This is a genomic window from Sphingomonas sp., assembly GCF_036731925.1.
Lineage (GTDB): Bacteria > Pseudomonadota > Alphaproteobacteria > Sphingomonadales > Sphingomonadaceae > Sphingomonas.
Window position 1 is genome coordinate 1207314 of the sequence record NZ_DAINDJ010000002.1, and the last position, 19112, is coordinate 1226425.

Genomic DNA, 19112 nt, shown 5'->3' on the forward strand with positions numbered 1-19112 from the left:
CAGGCTATCGCAGGCGTCAACGCTGTCAATAGCCGCCGATTGACAGCCCTGCCGCCGGGCCGGACAGAGGGCCCATGTCCACGATCAAGCTGCACCCGAGCTGGATGGCCCCGCTGGAGGGGGAATTCGCCCAGCCCTACATGGCCGCCTTGCGCGAGTATCTGCGCGCCGAGAAGGCTGCGGGGAAGCGCATCTTCCCGGCGGGCGGCGACTGGTTTCGCGCGCTCGATCTGACGCCGCTGGAGCAGGTCCGCGTCGTCATCCTCGGGCAAGACCCCTATCACGGCGAAGGCCAGGCGCACGGCCTGTGTTTCTCGGTGAAGCCCGGCGTGCGGGTGCCCCCGAGCCTGGTCAACATCTACAAGGAAATGGAGACCGACCTCGGCATCCCGCGCGCGCAGCACGGCTTCCTGGAGCATTGGGCGGAACAGGGCGTGCTGCTGCTCAATGCCGTGCTGACCGTGGAGATGGGCCGCGCCGCCGCCCACCAGGGCCGCGGCTGGGAGCGCTTCACCGACGCGGTGATCCGGCTGGTCAACGCCAGGCCCGAGCCGGTGGTATTCCTGCTGTGGGGTGCCCATGCGCAGAAGAAGGCGGCGTTCGTCGACTCGATCGAAAAGGGCGGCCGGCACCTGGTGCTCAAGGCGCCCCACCCCTCGCCGCTCTCGGCGCATTCCGGCTTTTTCGGCACCCGTCCGTTCAGCAAGGCCAACGCGTTTCTGGAGAGCATCGGCCAGAAGCCGATCGACTGGGCGCTGCCGCCCATCCCCTGACCGGGCATGGGCGGAGCAGGCGGACTCAGGCCGCCTGCAAGGCCTGTACCCGCTTCCTGCGGATCGCGCCGCCCGCAAGGGCGAAGCCGCCGATCAGCATCGCCCAGCTCGCAGGCTCCGGCACTGCGCCAGCGCCACTGCCGGTCGTGAAGGTGATGCTCCACCCTTCATTGATCGTACCCCGATTGGTGGGCCCAAAGTCGATCGATGCCAGCGTCCAGTTATCATTGGGGTTCAGGCCGTTGAAACCGGAGAAAGACGTCAGGTTTGTAACCCCCAGCAGTCCGATCCCGGCCCTGTTGGCCGGCCGATACACGCCGGAGACGATGGGCGTGTCGTCACCCAACTGAGGCAGGAACTGCGAGGCGCTATCATTGAAGGTCAGCGTGGCATTGTCGATCGGATGGAGGCTGGCCGCCCCGCTCCAGAAGACGAGGCCGACCTTGGCATTCTCCGCAATCAGGGCAAAGAGCAGATTGCTCTCGAATGCATGGTTCACGCCATGCAGTGTTACCGACAGCGAGGAGATGTTGCCGGTCACGCCCGAAACAATGATGGGGCTCTCGACACCACCAATATTCGGAACCCCGATCCCCATCGGATTAGAGAAAGTTTGTGCGGCTGCAGGCAGGCCGATGCACGCAAGAACCAATGCTGTGATCCAAGACCTCATGACATTTCCCCTTTTCCGACAAGCTGTCCGCGCTCCCTTTCGGTTGCCGAAAGGTGCACACTTTATGCCGTCATTTTGGGTTCATTTTAACCATGAAGATCGGCCTGGGGGCTGTCTTTTGGGGACTCCTGCGCTCGCCGACGCGCACGGCAGGGCACGTGCCTGGAATCGCTTGTATTCGTCGATGGGGGCGGGCGTACAGGCCGCCCCCATAGCTGTTCAATCGTGCTCGCGATCACCCGCGCCCATGTAGAGCTCGCTGCCGGTCTCGCGGAACACCTTGCTCATCTCGGCCATGCCGGCCTCGGCATCCACCGTCGCCGGCGTCGCCGCCAGGAAAGTGTCGGCCGATGCGTTCTGCTTGGCGGCGAAGTCGCGCACTTCCTGCGTGATCTTCATCGAGCAGAATTTCGGCCCGCACATCGAGCAGAAATGCGCGGTCTTGGCGCCTTCGGCCGGCAGCGTCTGATCGTGATACTTCTCGGCCGTGTCCGGATCGAGCGACAGGTTGAACTGGTCGCGCCAGCGGAACTCGAAGCGCGCGCGGCTCAGCGCGTCGTCGCGCACCTTGGCCGCCGGATGACCCTTGGCGAGGTCCGCCGCGTGTGCCGCCAGCTTGTAGGTGACCACGCCCACCTTCACGTCGTCGCGATCGGGAAGGCCGAGATGCTCCTTCGGCGTGACGTAGCAGAGCATCGCCGTGCCGTACCAGCCGATCATCGCCGCGCCGATGCCGCTGGTGATGTGGTCGTATCCCGGCGCGATATCGGTGGTCAGCGGCCCGAGCGTGTAGAAGGGCGCCTCGCCGCACGCCTCGAGCTGCTTTTCCATGTTCTGCTTGATCTTGTGCATCGGCACATGGCCGGGGCCCTCGATCATCACCTGCACGTCCTGCTCCCAGGCGCGCTTGGTCAGCTCGCCCAGCGTGTAGAGCTCGGCGAACTGCGCCTCGTCATTGGCGTCGGCGATCGAGCCGGGGCGCAGGCCGTCGCCCAGCGAATAGGCGATGTCATAGGCCTTCATGATCTCGGTGATCTCGTCGAACCGCTCGTAGAGGAAGGATTCGCGGTGATGCGCCAGGCACCACTTGGCCATGATCGAGCCGCCGCGGCTGACGATGCCGGTGACGCGCTTGGCGGTCATCGGGATATAGGGCAGCCGCACGCCGGCATGGATGGTGAAATAGTCGACGCCCTGCTCGGCCTGTTCGATCAGCGTGTCGCGGAAGATCTCCCAGGTCAGCTCCTCGGCGATGCCGCCCACCTTCTCCAGCGCCTGGTAGATCGGCACGGTGCCGATCGGCACGGGCGAGTTGCGCAGGATCCATTCGCGGGTGTCGTGGATGTTGCGGCCGGTGGAGAGGTCCATCACCGTGTCCGCGCCCCAGCGGATCGACCAGACCAGCTTGTCGACCTCGCTGGCCACGTCGCTGGCGACCGCCGAGTTGCCGATATTGGCGTTGATCTTCACCAGGAAGTTGCGGCCGATCGCCATCGGCTCGCTTTCCGGGTGGTTGACGTTGTTCGGGATGATCGCCCGGCCGCGCGCCACTTCGTCGCGGACGAATTCGGGCGTCACATAATCGGGGATCGAGGCGCCCCAGTCCTGCCCGTCGCGGACATATTCGGCCAGCCGCTCGCGGCCGAGATTCTCGCGCTCCGCCACATATTCCATCTCGGGCGTGATGATGCCGCGCCGCGCATAGTGCATCTGGCTGACGTTCATGCCCGGCTTGGCGCGCAAGGGACGCTTGGTCACGTTCGGGAACTGCGGCACGCCGGCCGAACGATCCGGGCCCTTCAGGCCATTGTCCTCGGGACTAACTTCGCGCGCGTCATAGGCCTCGACATCGCCGCGGCTAAGGATCCAGTCGCGGCGGATCGCCGGCAGGCCGGCCATGATGTCGATGCGGGCATCCGGATCGGTATACGGGCCCGAGGTGTCGTAGACGCGCACCGGCGGCTCGCCGCTGCCGGGCTCGAGATGGATCTCGCGCATCGCGACGCGGTGCTTGCCGACATGAATCTTGCGGCTGCCACGAATGGGCCCGGTGGTTACGCCGATTTCGGTCTTGGCGGGAATGTCGGCCATGCTCGTCTCTCCTTCGGGCGGACGCAGGGAGAGCAGACGGACCTCGGGGAACAAGACCCTCCCTCCCTACGCCGGTGTCAACCGGATCAGGTTCAGCGGGTCGAGGGCTGCGGCCCTCCTCTCAACCGCTGCGCCAGCGGTCCCCCGGGGAATGATCTTGCTGTAAAGACTTAAGCGGGTGCGGGCAATGCCCCCGTCAGAAGGTGTAGGCCAGGCCCACCGCGCCGTACCACTGGTTCCGCGACCCCGCGATCCGCACCACCGGCGAATCCGCGGCGTCGTCGAGCATGCGCCGATAGGCGACGCCGCCCACTGCCGACAGGCCGTGCGTCAGGTCGCCGGTAAGCGCTACGTTGCCCATCGCGCCGAGCGTCCAGTCCTTCCAGCCCTTGCGCGCGTTGTACACCGGCAGGCCGCTCCGCGCGCTGCCGCCCGGCGTCACGCCGAAATAGGTCTGGGCATAGCCATTGCCCATGTAATTGGCCGAGAGGTTCAGCAGCACATAGGCCTTGCGGCTGAGCGGCGTGCCATAGTTGATCGAAGGCGAAACCAGATAGCTCTTATGCACGCTGCCGACGTCGTGGATGTACGACACGCCAATGGTCAGCTTGTCATAATCGCTGGTGATCAGCCCCTGCTTGCCGAGGCCGACAAAGCCGCCGGCCTCGAACGCGGTCTTCACCTTGCCGAGCGCCGCGACCTGGACGTCGTCAATGCGCGAGGTGCGGTTGAGGTTGACGTTGACGACCGGACCCGCCTGGAAATCCCAGCCGGGGCCGTTGTTGTCGGCGATCAGATCCGCCCAGGCACGGCTGCCGAGCAGCGCGAAGTTGATGCCGGAGACGCGGCCGCGCACCGCCGGCGCCGCGGTGATCACGCTCTTGTCCGACCCGTCATAGCTGGGCACGACGGCGGCACCGACGCCGACCATCACCGTGTCCCGAGTCAGGTCCGGCGGGGAGTCCGGGGCATCCTGCTGGGCGAAGGCAGGGGCCGCGGCGAACAGCGGGAGCGAGACGAGGGCGGCGCTCGCCGCGGTGCGCAGGAAGGACATGCAATACTCCGGAAACGCGATCAGACGATCAGAACCCGGGCAACGTCTGCACGCCCGCGCAGTTCCTAGAGCAGGTAGCGCAGCTTCACTTCCTGCCGGTCGCTGCCGCCCTGCAGGGGGAATTGCGCGGCGGAAAAGCGCGGCGGACCGAAGCCGATCACCGGGTTGCGCGAGAAGCCGAAGCCTTCGCGCGGGATGCCCATGAAGGTATCGAGCTTGCCGTTGCCGTTCGCGTCATGGATCACCGCCACCGCATAGTCGCCGGGGGCGAGGCCGCTCAGGCGCAGCTTGCCTTCGGCCGCCGGAATGGTGCGCTTGATCGCGCCGCGACCGTCGCGGCAATCGGGGAACTGGCTGGCCGCCGGTGCAATACAGATCTGCAACAGTCCGCGGGTCGAGCGCAGCTTGGTGAAGTCAAGCTCCAGCGTCGCCAGCGGCGCGGCGCTGGTCAGCAGCGGCAGCGCGACGAGCGCGAGCCCCGCCCGCTGCAGGATCGAACCGCCCCAACCCCTGGTCGGTACCGCACAGCCGGTCCCAGAACCGGAAATATAGCCCATAGTTGCACCCATACCGCTCATGATGGCGCTGGTGATGACTCGCCGTGATCAGCCATGCGCCCAAAGGCCCCCGCCACATCCAGGCCGGGAAGATCTCCCAGCCCATGTGGTTGGTCACACCCATAACCGTCATGATCGTCAGCACCAAGCCGAGCGCGCCGACATGAATGGGAATTGCGAAGACCAGCAGCGGAATCACGATCGCGCCCGACAGCGCCTCGCCCCAGTGGAAGCTCATCGCCGCCCAGGCCGTGGGCGGGCGGCTGGCATGGTGGACGGCGTGGTAGCGGCGGAACAGCGACGGCACGTGCATCGCCCGGTGCGTCCAGTAGAACCAGCTATCGTGCAGCAAGAGGTAGAGGAACACCGACACCGGCAGGTACCAGAGCGGCCAGGCATGGACGTCCGCATAGATGCGCGTCCATCCATGCGCCTTCCAGCCCCAGGCGACGATGCCCGCGGGAATACCATAGATCGCCGCCGAGGCGAGGCTCCACCCGATCTCCATGCGGATCTGCTTGCCGAGGCCGGCATAGAGGCCCGGATGCCGAAGCCGGGTCGCCAGGGCGAAGCCAGCCGAGGCCGCGACATAGCGCACCCCGACGATCACGGTCATGGCGATCGCGGAGGCGAGGATGGCAAGGGCGATGTCCATGTCTCCCGCTGCTACGCCTTCCCGGCCGCTGCGGCAATGCGGAGCAAACCCGCTTGCGGTCCCCCCGCAGCCGCACCCGTGGCATTGCGGCTCCGTAACATTCGTAGTTCTACGAAGATGCTTGGTAACAGAGTTTAATAGCGCCGCGGCTAGATTGCCCGACCCATAGAACAACAGTCACGGGTCGGGAGAGGTCGTCATGAAGCTGCGCTACGGGTTGCTCGCCTTCTGTTCGAGCGGGATGGTCCACACCGCCTTTGCCCAGTCCAGCCAGGACATCCCCAAGCCTCCCAGCACCCAGGCACCGGAAAAGGAAGTCTTTTCCACCGGCGTCGCCAAGGGCCGCGACCGGCTCGACAGCGCTACCTCGACCAGCGCCTATCGCGCGAGCGAGTTCGAGAAGCTGGGCCCGCGTCCGCTCGGCGATGTCCTCCGCACCATGCCCGGCCTGCGCGTCGAGAGCGGCATCGGCGAGGGCAACGCCAACTACACCGTGCGCGGCCTGCCGCTGGCGGCGGGCGGCTCCAAATACATGCAGTTCCAGGAAGACGGGCTGCCGGTGCTCGAGTTCGGCGACATCTTCAACGTCGGCGTCGATGTGTTCATGCGCGCCGACTTCAACGTGGCGGCAATCGAGTCGATCCGCGGCGGCTCGGGCTCGACCTTCTCGTCCAACGCGCCGGGCGGCCTGATCAACCTGATCTCCAAGACCGGCGAGACCCGCGGCGGCGCAGTGCAGGCGACTGTCGGGCTCGATTATGGCGAGAAACGCGTCGACATGGATTATGGCCAGCCGATCGGGGACGGGTGGCGCTTCCATGTCGGCGGCTATTACCGCTCGGGCGAGGGTCCGCGCGACATCGGCTTCACCGGCTACAAGGGCGGCCAGATCCGCTTCAACGTCACCAAGCAGTTCGCGACAGGCTATGTCCGGGTGAGCGGCAAGTGGCTGGACGATCGCTCGCCCACCTTTGCCCCCTATCCCATCCGGATCACCGGCACCAACGCCAAGCCGGTGATCGGAAACGCCGGCAATTTCGATATCCGCAAGGATTCGCTGCTCTCCCCCTTCATCGGCCCGGTAACCACGCTGGACGGCGACAACAAGCTCGCCCGGTTCGACGTCGCCAACGGCATGCGCGCCAAGAGCAAGACGATCGGCCTGGAAGCACAGTTCGACATAGGCGGCGTGACGATCAGCGAGCGCGCACGCTATTCCGCCAATTCGGGCGACTTCCTGCGCGTCTTCCCCTCTGCCGTCGGCCCGATCGCAACGATCGCGGCTTCCCAGGCGGGTGCCGGCGCGGTGGCGACCTATGCCAGCGGCCCGAACATCGGCAAGCTGGTGCCGGCAGACGCCAACGGCAACGGCCTGCTGTCGTTCAACTACATGGCGCAGACCCGCGCCCGTTCGCTGGACAATTTCACCAACGACGTGCGCGCGACGAAGGTGTGGAAGCTCGGGCGAGGCGACCTGACCGTCACCGGCGGCCTCTACAAGGCCAACCAGAAGCTCTACGCCCAGTGGCTGCATTCGGGCATCGACACCGATGTGGCGGGCGACGGACAGACCGCGATGGTCAACGTTACCAGCGCGACCGGCGTCGCACAGACGCAGAACGGCTATTACACCTTCAGCCGCAACGGCAGCAAGTTCCGCCGCATCTTCGACGTGTCGTACGACATTGTCGCGCCCTATGGCTCGGTGAACTACCATGTCGGCAAGCTTTCGATCGGCGGCAGCCTCCGCTACGATCGCGGCCGGGTACGCGGCTCGCTGGTCGGCGCCGATCTGGGCGGCGGCCGCGTCGGGCTGATCAGCTACGACATCAACGGCAACGGCATCATCTCCGCGCCGGAAACCCGCGTCGCCTATCTGCCGCTCGATACGCCCGCGCCGGTCAACTACAATTACGGCTATTGGAGCTATTCGAGCGGGATCAACTATCGCGTGGCCGAGCCCTTCTCGGTCTTCGCCCGCTACAGCCGCGGCGCCCGCGCCAATGCCGACAAGATCCTCTTCACCCCCGCGGTGAGCGTGGTCAACGGCAGCGTGCCCAACGCGGCGGACAAATATGATCAGGTCCGCCAGCTCGAAGGCGGCTTCAAGTTCCGCCATGCCGGCGCGACGCTCAACGTCACCGCGTTCCGCGCGACCGCGGACGACCACAATGTTCTCAACGGATCGGCTAACCAGACCATCCGCAGCTACCGCGCAACCGGCGTGGAGATGGAAGGCGGATATCGCCGCGGCATCTTCAGCATCACCGCGGGTGCCACCTACACCACCGCGAAGATCACCAAGGACTTTCTCGATCCGACGCTGACCGGCAAGGAACCGCGCCACCAGCCAACCTGGACCCTGGAAGCCACCCCGCAAATCGAGCTGCATCGGGTGACGCTGGGTGCGAATGTCGTGACGATCACCAGCAGCTATGCGCAGGACAGCAACCTGCTCAAGATGCCGGGCTTCACCGTGGTCAATGCCTTCGTGGTGGTGAAGCCGATCGATCGGGTGCGGGTGATGCTCAACGCCAGCAACCTGTTCGACCAGGTCGGCTTCTTCGAGTTCAACCAGAGCGAAGTGCCCGCCAACGGCATCGGCTGGGGCCGTTCGATCAACGGCCGCACCGTCTCGATGTCGGCCAAGTTCGACTTCTGAGCGACAGGGAGGCGCCGGAGATTCCGGCGCCTCCCGTCCCTTCAGGCGAAAACTGCCTTCTTCGCCCGACGGCGCAGCGCGGCGCCGGCGAAGCCGAAGCCACCGATCAGCAGCGCCCAGGCCGCCGGCTCGGGCACTGCGCTGGGCGCCAGCGTGGCAGTAAGCGTCAGATCGTCGATCGCCAGGCCGTGGTCCGAACCGCCGACGTCGCGATCGGTCCAGCGGATGGCGAAACCGCCGCCATCGGCGATCAGCAGGTTACCGATCGTCGCGCTGATTTCCTTGCGATTGCCCGGCGCATTGCCGTCCAGCGCACTGCTCGCGCTGCCCGAACCCGTGCCGTTCCTGATGCTGGTGAAGTCGAGCGCGTCGAAAGCCGTCCAGCTGCCGTTCGACAGCGAGGTGGCGTTCAGCGAATATTCGAAGCTGAGCCGGTCGCTGCTCGCGGTGCCGAGGCGCCACTGCTCGCCGAAATAGTCGAGCGTGATCGACTGGATCGCGCCGCCCAATGCGTTGGTGAAGAAGGCGCCGAACAGGATCGGCGTGGCGTTGCCGGACGTCACGCTGCCCAGCGCCCGCTCGCTGCCCGTGCCGAAGGCATAGGCGGTACCGGCATTGGCGTTGCTCGTCGCATAGGCGTCGTCCGAACCGGCAGTGCTGCTGCCGCGCTCATCGAGCTTCCAGCCCGTGGGCAGCGCCTTGCTGGTGCCGCTGGTCGCCAGAGTGTTGAAATCCTGCGTGTAGGTCTTGCTCGTCAGCGAGACCTGGGCCTGCGCGAGCGGCGCGCCGAGCAGCGTGGCGGCGACAAGCGTCGCGCCAAAAAGCTTCTTCTGCATTGCTTTGGTTCCCCTAGTTCACAAACCGCAAGCGCGGTTGCCCGGCACTAGGGCGGAAGTGTGCAAGCCGTGTGACGATAGTTAAAAGAAAATGAACGGCTTGGCGTGCGCCGGGGCGCCCCCGGCCAGCGACCGTTTCGATGGCTCTCCCCAATGGCGGGGTTCCCACACCCCCGGGCTTGGGCTAGGCGAACGACCATGCCTTCAACCATCAGTTGTGACGTCGCCATTGTAGGCGGCGGCCTTGCCGGCGGGCTTATCGCGCTGGCAATCCGGAAGAAGAAACCCGATTGCACCGTCCGGCTCATCGAAGGCTCGGCGCGGATCGGCGGCAATCACCTCTGGTCGTTCTTCGCCGACGACGTGGCGCCCGAGCATCGCTGGCTCGCCGCGCCCCTGATCAGCCATGGCTGGAACGGCTATGACGTTGCCTTTCCGGGCCATTTTCGCACCCTGCCGGCGCGCTACTACTCGGTGGAATCCGAGCGTCTCGACCAGGTCGTGCGCGCCGAGCTGGGCGAGAAGGGCCTGCTGCTGGAACGCGAGGCGGCCGACATCACCCCGACGGCAGTCGCCTTGGCGGACGGCGACCTGGTCGAGGCGGAGGGCGTGATCGACTGCCGCGGGGTCGGCGACACCAGCGCGCTCCAGCTCGGCTGGCAGAAATTCCACGGCGCCGAACTGGCCCTCACCGACCTGCACGACGTGAAGCGGCCGGTGATCATGGACGCCACCGTGCCGCAGATCGACGGCTATCGCTTCGTCTACTGCCTGCCGTTCAGCCCGACGCGGATGTTCGTCGAGGACACCTATTACAGCGATACGCCGTCGCTCGACATCCTCGCCACGGGCGACCGGATCGAAGCCTATGCCGATGCCGCCGGCTGGCAGGTCGATCGCGTGCTGCGCGAGGAAGTGGGCAGCTTGCCGGTGGCGATGGGTGGCGATCATGCCGCCTATTGGGCCGCCGGCGGCCGCGGCATCGCCAAGGCGGGGATGAAGGCCGGCCTGTTCCACCCGATGACCGGCTACTCCTTCCCCGACGCCATTCGTACCGCCGCGCTGATCGCCGACGCCCGCGACTATTCGGGCGAGGCGCTGCACCAAATGCTGTATGGCTATTCCCGCGCGCTCTGGCGCAAGCGCGGCTTCTATCGCATGCTCGCCGCGATGCTGTTCAAGGCGGCCGAACCTGAGGAGCGCTATCGCGTGCTGGAACGATTCTACCGTCTGGATGCAGGACTGATCCAGCGCTTCTACGCCGCGCAATCGACGCTGGGCGATCGTGTGCGCGTGCTTTCGGGCAAGCCGCCGGTCCCGGTAGGCCGCGCCCTCTCCGCGATCTGGAGCCGCTGATGCGTCGTGCAGTCGTGATCGGCGCCGGGTTCGGCGGCCTCGCCCTCGCCATTCGCCTCCAGTCGGCGGGGGTCGACACCACCGTCATCGAAGCGCGGGACAAGCCGGGTGGCCGCGCCTATTATTGGGAGCGCGACGGCTTTACCTTCGACGGCGGGCCGACGGTGATCACCGATCCCGATGCGCTGAAGGAACTCTGGCGCCTCTCCGGCCACGACATTGCGGAAGACGTGACGCTGAAGCCGGTCACGCCCTTCTACCGCCTGTCCTGGCCCGACGGGACGACCTTCGATTATACCAACGACGATGCCGTGCTGGCGGGCGAGATCGCCAAGCTCGATGCGAACGACATCGCGGGCTATCGCCGGTTCCTCGACTATTCCGAGCGGGTCTATCAGGAAGGCTATGTGAAGCTGGGCGCCAAGGCGTTCCTCGACTTCAAGTCGATGCTGAAGGCCGCGCCGGCGCTGATGCAGAACCAGGCCTGGCGCTCGGTCTATTCGGTCGTCGCCGGCTATGTGAAGAACGAGAAGCTGCGCGAGGCGCTGTCGTTCCACACGCTGCTCGTCGGCGGCAATCCGATGGCGACCAGCAGCATCTATGCGCTGATCCACAAGCTGGAGCGCGACGGCGGCGTATGGTGGGCCGAGGGCGGCACCAACCGGCTGATCGCCGGCATGGTCCGGCATTTCGAGCGGCTGGGCGGCGTGGTCCGGATCGGCGATCCCGTGGACGAGATCCTGACGCTGGGCGACCGCGTGGTCGGCGTGCGCACCCATAGCGGCTTCGAGGTCGAGGTCGATGCGGTGGCGAGCAACGCCGACATCGTCCACAGCTACCGCGACCTGCTGCGCAACTCGCGCAGCGCACGGCGGACAACCAGCCGCCTCGTCAACAAGCGCTTCTCGCCGTCGTTATTCGTGGTCCATTTCGGGCTGCGCGGCACCTTCCCGAACATCCCGCACCACATGATCCTGTTTGGGCCGCGCTATAAGGGCCTGCTCGACGACATCTACACCAACGGGGTGATCAGCGAGGACTTCTCGCTCTACCTCCACCATCCCAGCGCGTCGGACCCGAGCATGGCGCCGGAAGGCCATTCGACCTTCTACGCGCTGGCGCCGGTGCCCCATCTCGGCAAGTTCCCGGCCGACTGGAACGAAGTAGGCCCGATCCTCGAATCGCGGATTCTGGCCGAAGTACAGCGCCGGCTGATCCCGGACCTGGCGGAGCGCATCGTCACCAAGTTCCACTATGCGCCGACCGACTTCCGCGACGATCTGGCGGCGCATCACGGCTCGGGCTTCAGCCTGGAGCCGATCCTGACGCAGAGCGCCTGGTTCCGTGTGCACAACCGTGACGACGCGATTTCGAACCTGTATTTCGTGGGTGCGGGCACCCATCCCGGCGCAGGCATCCCCGGCGTGGTCGGCAGCGCCAAGGCGACCGCCGAGCTGATGCTGGGCGAGATCGGGGCGTAATCGATCAAATCTTAAGCCCCTCCTCCTGGGAGGAGGGGTTGGGGGTGGAGGGATTCCAGAGCATTCGTTGGTCTCGGTGAGACACAGCCCCACCCCAACCCCTCCCCTGAAGGGGAGGGGCTTGATACTCGTGAATACCCCCTCTCCCTCCCCCCGAAAACGCGCTATCAGCCCCGCCACAGGAGCATGAAATGAAGCGTATCGCCGTCTATTGCGGCTCGGCCAGCCCGGCCGATCCGGTCTATATCGAAGCCGCCCGCACCTTGGGCCGCACCCTCGCCGAGCGCGGCATCGGCGTCGTCTATGGCGGCGGGCGCCTCGGGTTGATGGGCGCGGTCGCCGATGCGGCGCTGGAGGCGGGCGGCGAGGTGATCGGCGTGATCCCCACCCTGCTGGTCAATGCCGAGGTGGCCCACCGGGGCCTCACCAGTCTCGAAGTCTGCGAGACGATGCACGAGCGCAAGGCGCGCTTCACCGAACTGGCCGACGGCTTCGTCAACCTGCCCGGCGGCACCGGCACCATGGACGAATTGTGGGAGGCGATGAGCTGGGCGCAGCTCGGCTACCACGCCGATCCGATCGGCCTGCTCAATATCGCCGGCTATTACGACAAGCTGGTCGAATTCTGGGAGCATATGGGCAAGGTCGGCTTCGTGCGGCCGCAGCATCAGGGGCTGCTGCTGGTCGACTCTACCATCGACGGGCTGCTGACCAAGATGGCCGAGGCGCAGCCGGTGGTGCCGATCGCGCAGCTGCGGCGCGAACAGCTGTAATGCGCTTTCCCGGCCGCGATGCGATTGTCGCGACTGCGGGCGAATCGATCGCCCGCGGCTCGCGCAGCTTCGCGGCGGCGAGCAAGCTGTTCGACCGCGCGACGCGCGAGCGCGCCTGGCTGCTCTATGCCTGGTGCCGCCGCTGCGACGACATTGCCGACGGGCAGGACCATGGCCATGGCATGACCGTGGTCGAGGATCCCCAGGCTCGCCTCGCGGAAGTTCGCGAGCGCACCGCAGCGGCGCTGGCGGGCGACTGGGTCGGCGATGCGGCATTCGACGCGCTGCGGATCGTGGCGCAGGAAACCGGCATGCCGCACCGCTTCGCCTGGGACCTCATCGATGGCTTCGCCCTTGATGCCGATGGCTGGCGGCCCGAGAGCGAAGACGATCTGCTGCGCTATTGCTACCATGTCGCCGGCGTCGTCGGCTGCATGATGGCGGTGGTGATGGGCGTGCCCCCCGAGGACGAGGCGGTGCTCGACCGTGCCTGCGACCTTGGGCTCGCCTTCCAGCTCGCCAACATCGCGCGGGATATCGGCGAGGATGCCGAGGCCGGCCGCTGCTACCTGCCCGCGGCCTGGCTGGCCGAGGTCGGGCTGACGTCCGCCAATCCACTGGCGGATCGCGGCGCGCTCGCCATCCTCGGCACGCGTCTGGCCGATCGGGCGGAAGGCTATGAGGTCAGCGCACGCGGCGGGGCGGCGGCGCTGCCGTTCCGTTCCGCCTGGGCGGTGCTGGCGGCGGCAGACATCTATGGCGGCATCGCCCGCAAGGTCCGTCTGCGGGGCGCGCATGCCTGGGACAGCCGCACCACCACGTCGGGCGGCGAGAAGCTGGCGGCGATCGCCAAGGCGTGGGGCGCAGCCTATCGGCGCGCGCCGACGCCGCGCCCGGCAGGATTGTGGACACGGCCGCGCTGAGGCGCGGGCCTACCCGTTCAACGCATTGATCGCCGCATGCACCCGTGCCTCGATTTCGCGACGGGGCAGTCCGGCAGGGATCGGCTCGCCGAAGCGGAAGACAATCTCGCCCTTGTGCATCAGCCCCTTGCGCGGCCAGACGCGGCCGCTCTGCACCGCCACCGGGACCACCGGCAGGTCGAGCGCCCGGTAGAGCCCGGCAAAGCCGGAGCGCAGCGGCGGCGTTTCGCCAGGACACACCCGTGTTCCTTCGGGGAAGATCAGCACCGATCGTCCGGTCGCCCGCGCCTTTTGCGCCTCGCGCATCATCGAGCGCAGGGCCGCCGCACTGGCGTCGCGGTCGACGACGATCGTGCCGTAGCGCTGTGCCGCCCAGCCCCAGAGCGGGATCCTGGTGAGCTCGCGCTTCATCACCGTTGCCGGGGCGCCCAGCATCCGGGTCAGTTCCAGCGCCTCGAAATAGCTTTCGTGCTTGCCGGCGAACAGCAGCTGGCCTTGCGGCACGCGGCCTTCGATCCGCAGCCGCGCGCCGATGATCGTCCGTACCGACCATTGCAGCATCCACGCCCAGAAATTCGCGTGGGCCCGGAGGAACCGCGTTCCGAACAGCGCGGCGATCGGCACCAGCAGCACCATGACAATGGACATGCCGTAGAAGAAAATGCGGAAAAGAAAGGTACGCAGCGCGTCCATCAATCGACCCCCAGAAGGAGCGCCCCCCGGCGCACCAGATATTTGTGATATTCGCGCAGCAGCATCCGCCAGCCCGGCCGGCTCGGCACCCCGTCGCCCAGGATTGTCACGCCCTGCAGCACATGCCGCAGCTCCAGCCGTGCGCGCGCCATGTGCCAATCGGAGGTGACGAGCCGGACGCTGTGATAGCCATGTTCATGCACCCAGCGCCCGGTCTCGTCTGCGTTGGAGCGGGTATCCACGGCCTCATGGCCCAGATCGACGCAGCACCGGAACAACGCCCGGTCGGCAGGGAATTGCGCGGCGAGTTCGCGCGGCCGGACATCGGGGTTCACGCCGCTTACCAGCATCCGCTTCGCGTCCTCGCGGCGGAGCGCATCGAGCCCACGCTGGATTCGCCCCGGCCCGCCCGTCAGCACCACCACGGCATCGGTACGATGCGTGCCGAGCGGCCGCCCCAGGTTGAACAGGAACAGCGCGAAGCCCGCGGCCCAGGCCAGCGCGAGCAGCACCAGCAGGAAGAACAGCCGCCGGATCACAGCTTGCGTCCCAACGTGTGCAGCACGGTGAGCCGCGTCGCCACCGTCGCCAGCAGCGCAAAGCCGATCGGCAGCAGCAGGAGCAGGGTCCAGTCAACCGGCGCCAGCGTCGCCCCGCCCAGCACCTCCGATCCGGTGAGCGCCAGCTTCGCCTGGAACAGCGCCACCAGCGCCAGCGCCGCCACCGTGCCGATCGCACCGCCGAGCAGCGTGTCGCGAGCGATCCGGCGCTGGAGCAGGCGCGCCACCTGGAGATCGGTCGACCCGAGCATGTGGAGCACGTCGATCGTGTCGCGGTGCGTGTCCAGCCCCGCGCGGGCGACGAGCAGCGCGACGCCCGCCGTGGCGGCGGCGATCACCAGCACCAGCGCGATCGCCACCCAGAACAAGGTCGCCAGCAACCCGCGGACCGGGGAGAGCCATCGCGCGCTGCCGTCCACCCGCGCTGCGGGTGCCACGCGGCGGGCGGCCGCAGCGACTTGCGCCGCCGATCCGGGGTTGGCGGTCACGTCGATCAGCACCGGCATCGGCAGCTCCGGATCGAGCCCGGCATCGCCGAGCCAGGGCTTGAGCAGCGCTGCGAGCTCGGCACGATCCGCCTCATGCACCCGGGTGACCCCCGGCACCTTCCCGATCGCCGCGACCAGCGCCCTGGCACGCGCATCGCGCAGGGCGGCGTCGGGCTCGACCAGTTGCACGGTGAGCTGCCCTGCGAGCTGGCGATCGAGCCCGCCGGCCGAGCGCGCCACCCCCAGCCCCAGCGCCCCCGCCAGCACGGTGAGGAACAGCATGATTCCCATGATGCCCGCCATCACCCATCCGCGCTGGCCCTGTCCCAGCAGCCGCAGGTCGATCGCGGCGCGCTGCCGGAACCCGTTCATGCGCCCCCCGGCGGATGGCGGAACAGGCCGCTGGGATCGACCAGCCGGCCCTTCTCGACGCGCATCAGCTGGGCGCGCGGGATGCGGGCGATGAGGTGCATGTCGTGCGTAGCGACGACGATGGTGGTGCCCAGCCGGTTGAGCGCCTCGAACAGATGGAGGAGCCGGTCCGCCATCTCGGGATCGACATTGCCGGTAGGCTCGTCGGCGACAAGAATCTCGGGCCGGGCGATCACTGCCCGGGCAATGGCGATGCGCTGCTGCTCGCCGCCCGAGAGCGTCGGCGGCTTGGCGGTGACGCGCGCGCTAAGCCCGACCCAGGCGAGCATTTCCATCACCGGCGCCTCGATCTCGCTTTCGCGCACTCCGGCAACGCGCAGCGGCAGCGCGACATTGTCATAGGCGGAAAGCTGGGGGAGCAACCGGAAATCCTGGAACACCACGCCGATCCGGCGGCGAAAGCCCGGCAGCCGGTGGCGCGGCAGCGCCCCCGCATCCTCGCCGAACAGCCGCACGGCGCCCCGCGTCGGCCGCTGGGCAAGGTAGAGCAGCTTGAGCAGCGAGGTCTTGCCGGCGCCGCTCGCGCCGGTGAGGAAATAGAATCCGCCGGCCGCCAGCGTGAAGCTCACGTCCGACAGCGTTTCCGGTCCGGTCCCATAGCGCAGGCCGACATTCTCGAAGTGCACGATGTTGCCCATGCGCCGTGCGGCCCGGCCTCCTGTTCGCGGTGGTACCGGTTCGCCATCGCACAGGGCCCGGTGTGGCTCAAGCCGCCGCCCGTCCCAAGCCGCTTGCTGGCCCGAATCGGCCCCGCTAGACTCGCGCGTCCGTCGCGTGTCGGGCGGGTACCAGGGGGTTATGGGCATGATCTTGGAGTGCAGCCAGTGCGGGTCGCGCTACGAAGTACCGGATTCGGCGATCGGTCCCGATGGCCGGACGGTCCGCTGCGCGAACTGCAAGCATAGCTGGTTCCAGTCGGGCACCCCGCTGGAGCAGCCCACCCCTGCACCCGTGGCTGCGCCGGTGGTTTCCGCCCCCGCTCCCCAGCCTGCCGCCGATCCCGCACCGCTGCCGCCGCCCAGCCTGGTGCGCGCGCCGGAGCCCGTGCCCGATTATGACCCCTTCGACGCGCCCGCCCCGCCCCGGCGCAGCGGCCTGCGCTGGACGATCGCCGCGCTGGTGGCACTCGTGTCGGTTGTGCTGGGTGCCGCCGCCCTGCTCTACTGGAAGGCGCCACAGGTGCTGACCCAGCTCGGCCTGCCGATCGGGGCGAACACCGCGCTGGTGTTCAGCGAGAAGAATGTCGCGCTGCAGGCACGCGCCGATGGCAGCAAGCTGTTCATCGTCTCCGGCAAGGTGCTGAATGACACCGGCGCCGCCCAGCATGTGCCGGATATCCGCATCCAGCTGCTCGATGCGGAGCGGCGCGAAGTGTACAGCTGGCGGATCACCCCGCCGATCCGCACGCTCGAGCCGCAGAACGCGTTCGATTTCAACGGCGCCAAGGTCGACGTGCCGAGCGGCGCCAGATCGGTGAAGCTCAGCTTCGTGAGCGAACTCGACGGGTGATGATGCGCAGGCGGCCGCCGTGGAGCAGCGCCGCCGCGACCATTCCCAGGCCCGAGGCGAGTACCAGCGCCTGCGCGCCCCACCCGGCGTGGACCAGCCAGAGGCCGAGCCCGCCGGTCACCACGAAAAAGGCCAGAATGCCATTGATGCCGGCCGCGACCTGGTCACCAAGCGAGCGCAGCGCGTAGACGAACACCACCTGCACGCCGTCGAACAGGATGAACGGTGCCCAGAGGAGCAGCATCGTCGCGGCCAGCGCATGGACCTCGCCCGATGCGGGGAAGCGCGCCACCACCAGCATCGGCACGAACACGAGCGTCAGCGCGAGGAGGCCGGTCGCCAATGCTGCCAGCCCGGCGGCGATCGCCGCACGCCCGGCCGCGGCCTGCGGCACCCCCTCGCCCACGGCATTGCCGACGCGCACCCCCGCGGCCGATCCGAGGCCGAGTGCCACCGCGAAGGTGACGTTGTGGATCGAGAAGACGATCTGGAAGGCATGGGCCGTATCCTCACCCAGCTGGGTCGAGAGCGCGATCAGGATCGAGAAGCCGACCAGTTCCAGCCCCGAGGCGATCGCCGGCACGACGCCGAACCTCGCCAGCGCCCAGGCGCCCCGCCAGGTCTCCCCCCGTCCCCAGTCCCCCAGCAGCCGCACGCCCCGCGCTTCGGCGCGGGGCAGTGTCCAGGCCGCGGCGAGCATGCCAACGGCGCCGAAGGCGGAGGCGATCGCCGTCGCGGCGGCGGCCCCGACCGCGCCGAGCGCGGGAAAGCCCCAGGCGCCGGTCGCCAGCAGCCAGGCGAGCACGCCGTTGATCGGCAGCACGGCGAGATTGACCACCGTCACCCGCCCCGGCCGGCTCACCCCTTCCAGGAAAAAGCTCGTCGCGATCGAGACCAGCTGGAAGGGGTAGGCAAGCGCCATCACCTGCACGACGGGTGTCGTGGCCGAGAGCAGATCGGGCGCGACGCCCACACCGGCGAGCAGCGGTGCCGCGAAGCCCATCAGAACGGCCATGCTGGCGAGGCCGAGCAGCAGCGCGAGCAGCAAGCCTTCGTGCAGCACCCGCCCGGTCTGCCGCAAATCGCGCGCGCCATCTGCTCGCGACACAAGGACAAGGATGCCAGTCAGCGCGCCCAGCCCCATCACGATCCCGGGGAAGGTGATCGTCCGGCTGGCACCGAGTGCGGCGACCTGGTGCGAGCCGGCCAGGCCGACCACCACCACGTCCGTCACATGCAGGATCGTCCAGTTCAGGCTGGTGAGCATCACCGGCCAGGCGAGCGCAAGGAGGCGGCGCGTTTCGGCGGCGAGCGGCATGGCGGCGGACATGGCGTGCGGCATAGGCGCATGCGTTGCGCCAAGAAAGCTGCACATCATGGGTTGCCAGCCCCGATTCCCTTTGCTAGGGGCCGCTGCCTTACCAGCCGCTGGTATGGAAATGCCGGCGGAAATTCACGTGCGGTCGTGGCGGAACTGGTAGACGCGCAACGTTGAGGTCGTTGTGGCCGAAAGGCCGTGGAAGTTCGAGTCTTCTCGACCGCACCATGAATAAGACAAATGGGGGCTCCGGCCCCCATTTTCGTATCCGCGCGACA

18 protein-coding genes, 1 tRNA gene and 1 riboswitch are annotated in these 19112 nt (G+C 67.5%); of the genes, 8 read left to right on the plus strand and 11 right to left on the minus strand.

What is annotated here, in order from left to right:
• Positions 1-74 precede the first annotated feature (74 nt).
• A complete protein-coding gene (gene ung / locus V7E00_RS15225; protein ID WP_333573461.1) occupies positions 75-773 on the plus strand; it encodes a uracil-DNA glycosylase in 699 nt (232 codons plus the stop codon).
• 25 nt (positions 774-798) lie between these two features.
• Here the strand turns inward: ung and V7E00_RS15230 are convergent, their stop codons facing one another.
• The 5 genes from V7E00_RS15230 to V7E00_RS15250 all read right to left on the minus strand — a co-directional run bounded on the left by V7E00_RS15230 (position 799) and on the right by V7E00_RS15250 (position 5803).
• On the minus strand, positions 799-1446 hold the full coding sequence (locus V7E00_RS15230; protein WP_333573462.1) for a PEPxxWA-CTERM sorting domain-containing protein: 648 nt from the start codon (positions 1444-1446) through the stop codon (positions 799-801).
• A gap of 219 nt (positions 1447-1665) precedes the next feature.
• Positions 1666-3537, minus strand: coding sequence for a phosphomethylpyrimidine synthase ThiC (gene thiC, locus V7E00_RS15235; RefSeq protein WP_333573463.1), 1872 nt, complete (start codon positions 3535-3537; stop codon positions 1666-1668).
• A gap of 46 nt (positions 3538-3583) precedes the next feature.
• Positions 3584-3694, minus strand: a riboswitch (TPP riboswitch).
• Positions 3695-3733: 39 nt separating this feature from the next.
• Complete coding sequence (locus V7E00_RS15240) at positions 3734-4591, minus strand: MipA/OmpV family protein (RefSeq protein WP_333573464.1); 858 nt, start codon at positions 4589-4591, stop codon at positions 3734-3736.
• 65 nt (positions 4592-4656) lie between these two features.
• Positions 4657-5085: a DUF2141 domain-containing protein gene (locus V7E00_RS15245; RefSeq protein ID WP_333573877.1), complete on the minus strand. Its 429-nt coding sequence runs from the start codon at positions 5083-5085 to the stop codon at positions 4657-4659.
• On the minus strand, positions 5006-5803 hold the full coding sequence (locus tag V7E00_RS15250; RefSeq protein WP_333573465.1) for a sterol desaturase family protein: 798 nt from the start codon (positions 5801-5803) through the stop codon (positions 5006-5008). The genes V7E00_RS15245 and V7E00_RS15250 overlap by 80 nt, the downstream gene beginning before the upstream one ends.
• 199 nt (positions 5804-6002) lie before the next feature.
• Between V7E00_RS15250 and V7E00_RS15255 the strand changes: the two genes are divergently transcribed.
• Positions 6003-8465 carry a TonB-dependent receptor domain-containing protein gene (locus V7E00_RS15255; RefSeq protein WP_333573466.1) on the plus strand — a complete coding sequence of 821 codons (2463 nt, stop codon included), beginning with the start codon at positions 6003-6005 and terminating at the stop codon, positions 8463-8465.
• A 41-nt stretch (positions 8466-8506) separates the two neighbouring features.
• Here the strand turns inward: V7E00_RS15255 and V7E00_RS15260 are convergent, their stop codons facing one another.
• Positions 8507-9301, minus strand: a complete 795-nt coding sequence (locus tag V7E00_RS15260; protein WP_333573467.1) for a PEPxxWA-CTERM sorting domain-containing protein — start codon at positions 9299-9301, stop codon at positions 8507-8509.
• Positions 9302-9499: 198 nt separating this feature from the next.
• Between V7E00_RS15260 and crtY the strand changes: the two genes are divergently transcribed.
• The 4 genes from crtY (at position 9500) to V7E00_RS15280 (ending at position 13834) form a co-directional block, all read left to right on the plus strand.
• Positions 9500-10657 carry a lycopene beta-cyclase CrtY gene (gene crtY / locus V7E00_RS15265; protein ID WP_333573468.1) on the plus strand — a complete coding sequence of 386 codons (1158 nt, stop codon included), beginning with the start codon at positions 9500-9502 and terminating at the stop codon, positions 10655-10657.
• The gene (locus V7E00_RS15270) at positions 10657-12138 is read left to right on the plus strand and encodes a phytoene desaturase (protein ID WP_333573469.1); all 1482 of its coding nucleotides are present in this window, start codon (positions 10657-10659) and stop codon (positions 12136-12138) included. The genes crtY and V7E00_RS15270 overlap by 1 nt, the downstream gene beginning before the upstream one ends.
• A 191-nt stretch (positions 12139-12329) precedes the next feature.
• Positions 12330-12911, plus strand: coding sequence for a TIGR00730 family Rossman fold protein (locus V7E00_RS15275; protein WP_333573470.1), 582 nt, complete (start codon positions 12330-12332; stop codon positions 12909-12911).
• On the plus strand, positions 12911-13834 hold the full coding sequence (locus V7E00_RS15280) for a phytoene/squalene synthase family protein (RefSeq protein WP_333573471.1): 924 nt from the start codon (positions 12911-12913) through the stop codon (positions 13832-13834). The genes V7E00_RS15275 and V7E00_RS15280 overlap by 1 nt, the downstream gene beginning before the upstream one ends.
• A gap of 9 nt (positions 13835-13843) precedes the next feature.
• Here the strand turns inward: V7E00_RS15280 and V7E00_RS15285 are convergent, their stop codons facing one another.
• Genes V7E00_RS15285 through ftsE form a run of 4 tightly spaced genes read right to left on the minus strand, consistent with a single transcriptional unit; the run spans position 13844 to position 16645 of the window.
• Positions 13844-14527: a lysophospholipid acyltransferase family protein gene (locus V7E00_RS15285; RefSeq protein WP_333573472.1), complete on the minus strand. Its 684-nt coding sequence runs from the start codon at positions 14525-14527 to the stop codon at positions 13844-13846.
• The gene (locus tag V7E00_RS15290; protein ID WP_333573473.1) at positions 14527-15066 is read right to left on the minus strand and encodes a YdcF family protein; all 540 of its coding nucleotides are present in this window, start codon (positions 15064-15066) and stop codon (positions 14527-14529) included. The genes V7E00_RS15285 and V7E00_RS15290 overlap by 1 nt, the downstream gene beginning before the upstream one ends.
• Positions 15063-15947 carry a cell division protein FtsX gene (locus V7E00_RS15295; protein WP_333573474.1) on the minus strand — a complete coding sequence of 295 codons (885 nt, stop codon included), beginning with the start codon at positions 15945-15947 and terminating at the stop codon, positions 15063-15065. Before V7E00_RS15295 ends, V7E00_RS15290 begins: the two co-directional genes overlap by 4 nt.
• Entirely contained in the window at positions 15944-16645 is a 702-nt protein-coding gene (gene ftsE, locus V7E00_RS15300; RefSeq protein WP_333573475.1) for a cell division ATP-binding protein FtsE, read from the minus strand. Before ftsE ends, V7E00_RS15295 begins: the two co-directional genes overlap by 4 nt.
• Before the next feature lie 166 nt (positions 16646-16811).
• Between ftsE and V7E00_RS15305 the strand changes: the two genes are divergently transcribed.
• Positions 16812-17516: a zinc-ribbon domain-containing protein gene (locus V7E00_RS15305; RefSeq protein ID WP_333573476.1), complete on the plus strand. Its 705-nt coding sequence runs from the start codon at positions 16812-16814 to the stop codon at positions 17514-17516.
• On the opposite strand, the gene V7E00_RS15310 is transcribed toward V7E00_RS15305, so the two are convergent.
• Positions 17488-18846: an MATE family efflux transporter gene (locus V7E00_RS15310; protein WP_333573477.1), complete on the minus strand. Its 1359-nt coding sequence runs from the start codon at positions 18844-18846 to the stop codon at positions 17488-17490. The two genes, V7E00_RS15305 and V7E00_RS15310, sit on opposite strands and share 29 nt — an antisense overlap.
• 129 nt (positions 18847-18975) lie before the next feature.
• Between V7E00_RS15310 and V7E00_RS15315 the strand changes: the two genes are divergently transcribed.
• Positions 18976-19062 (plus strand) — tRNA-Leu (locus V7E00_RS15315).
• Positions 19063-19112 lie beyond the last annotated feature (50 nt).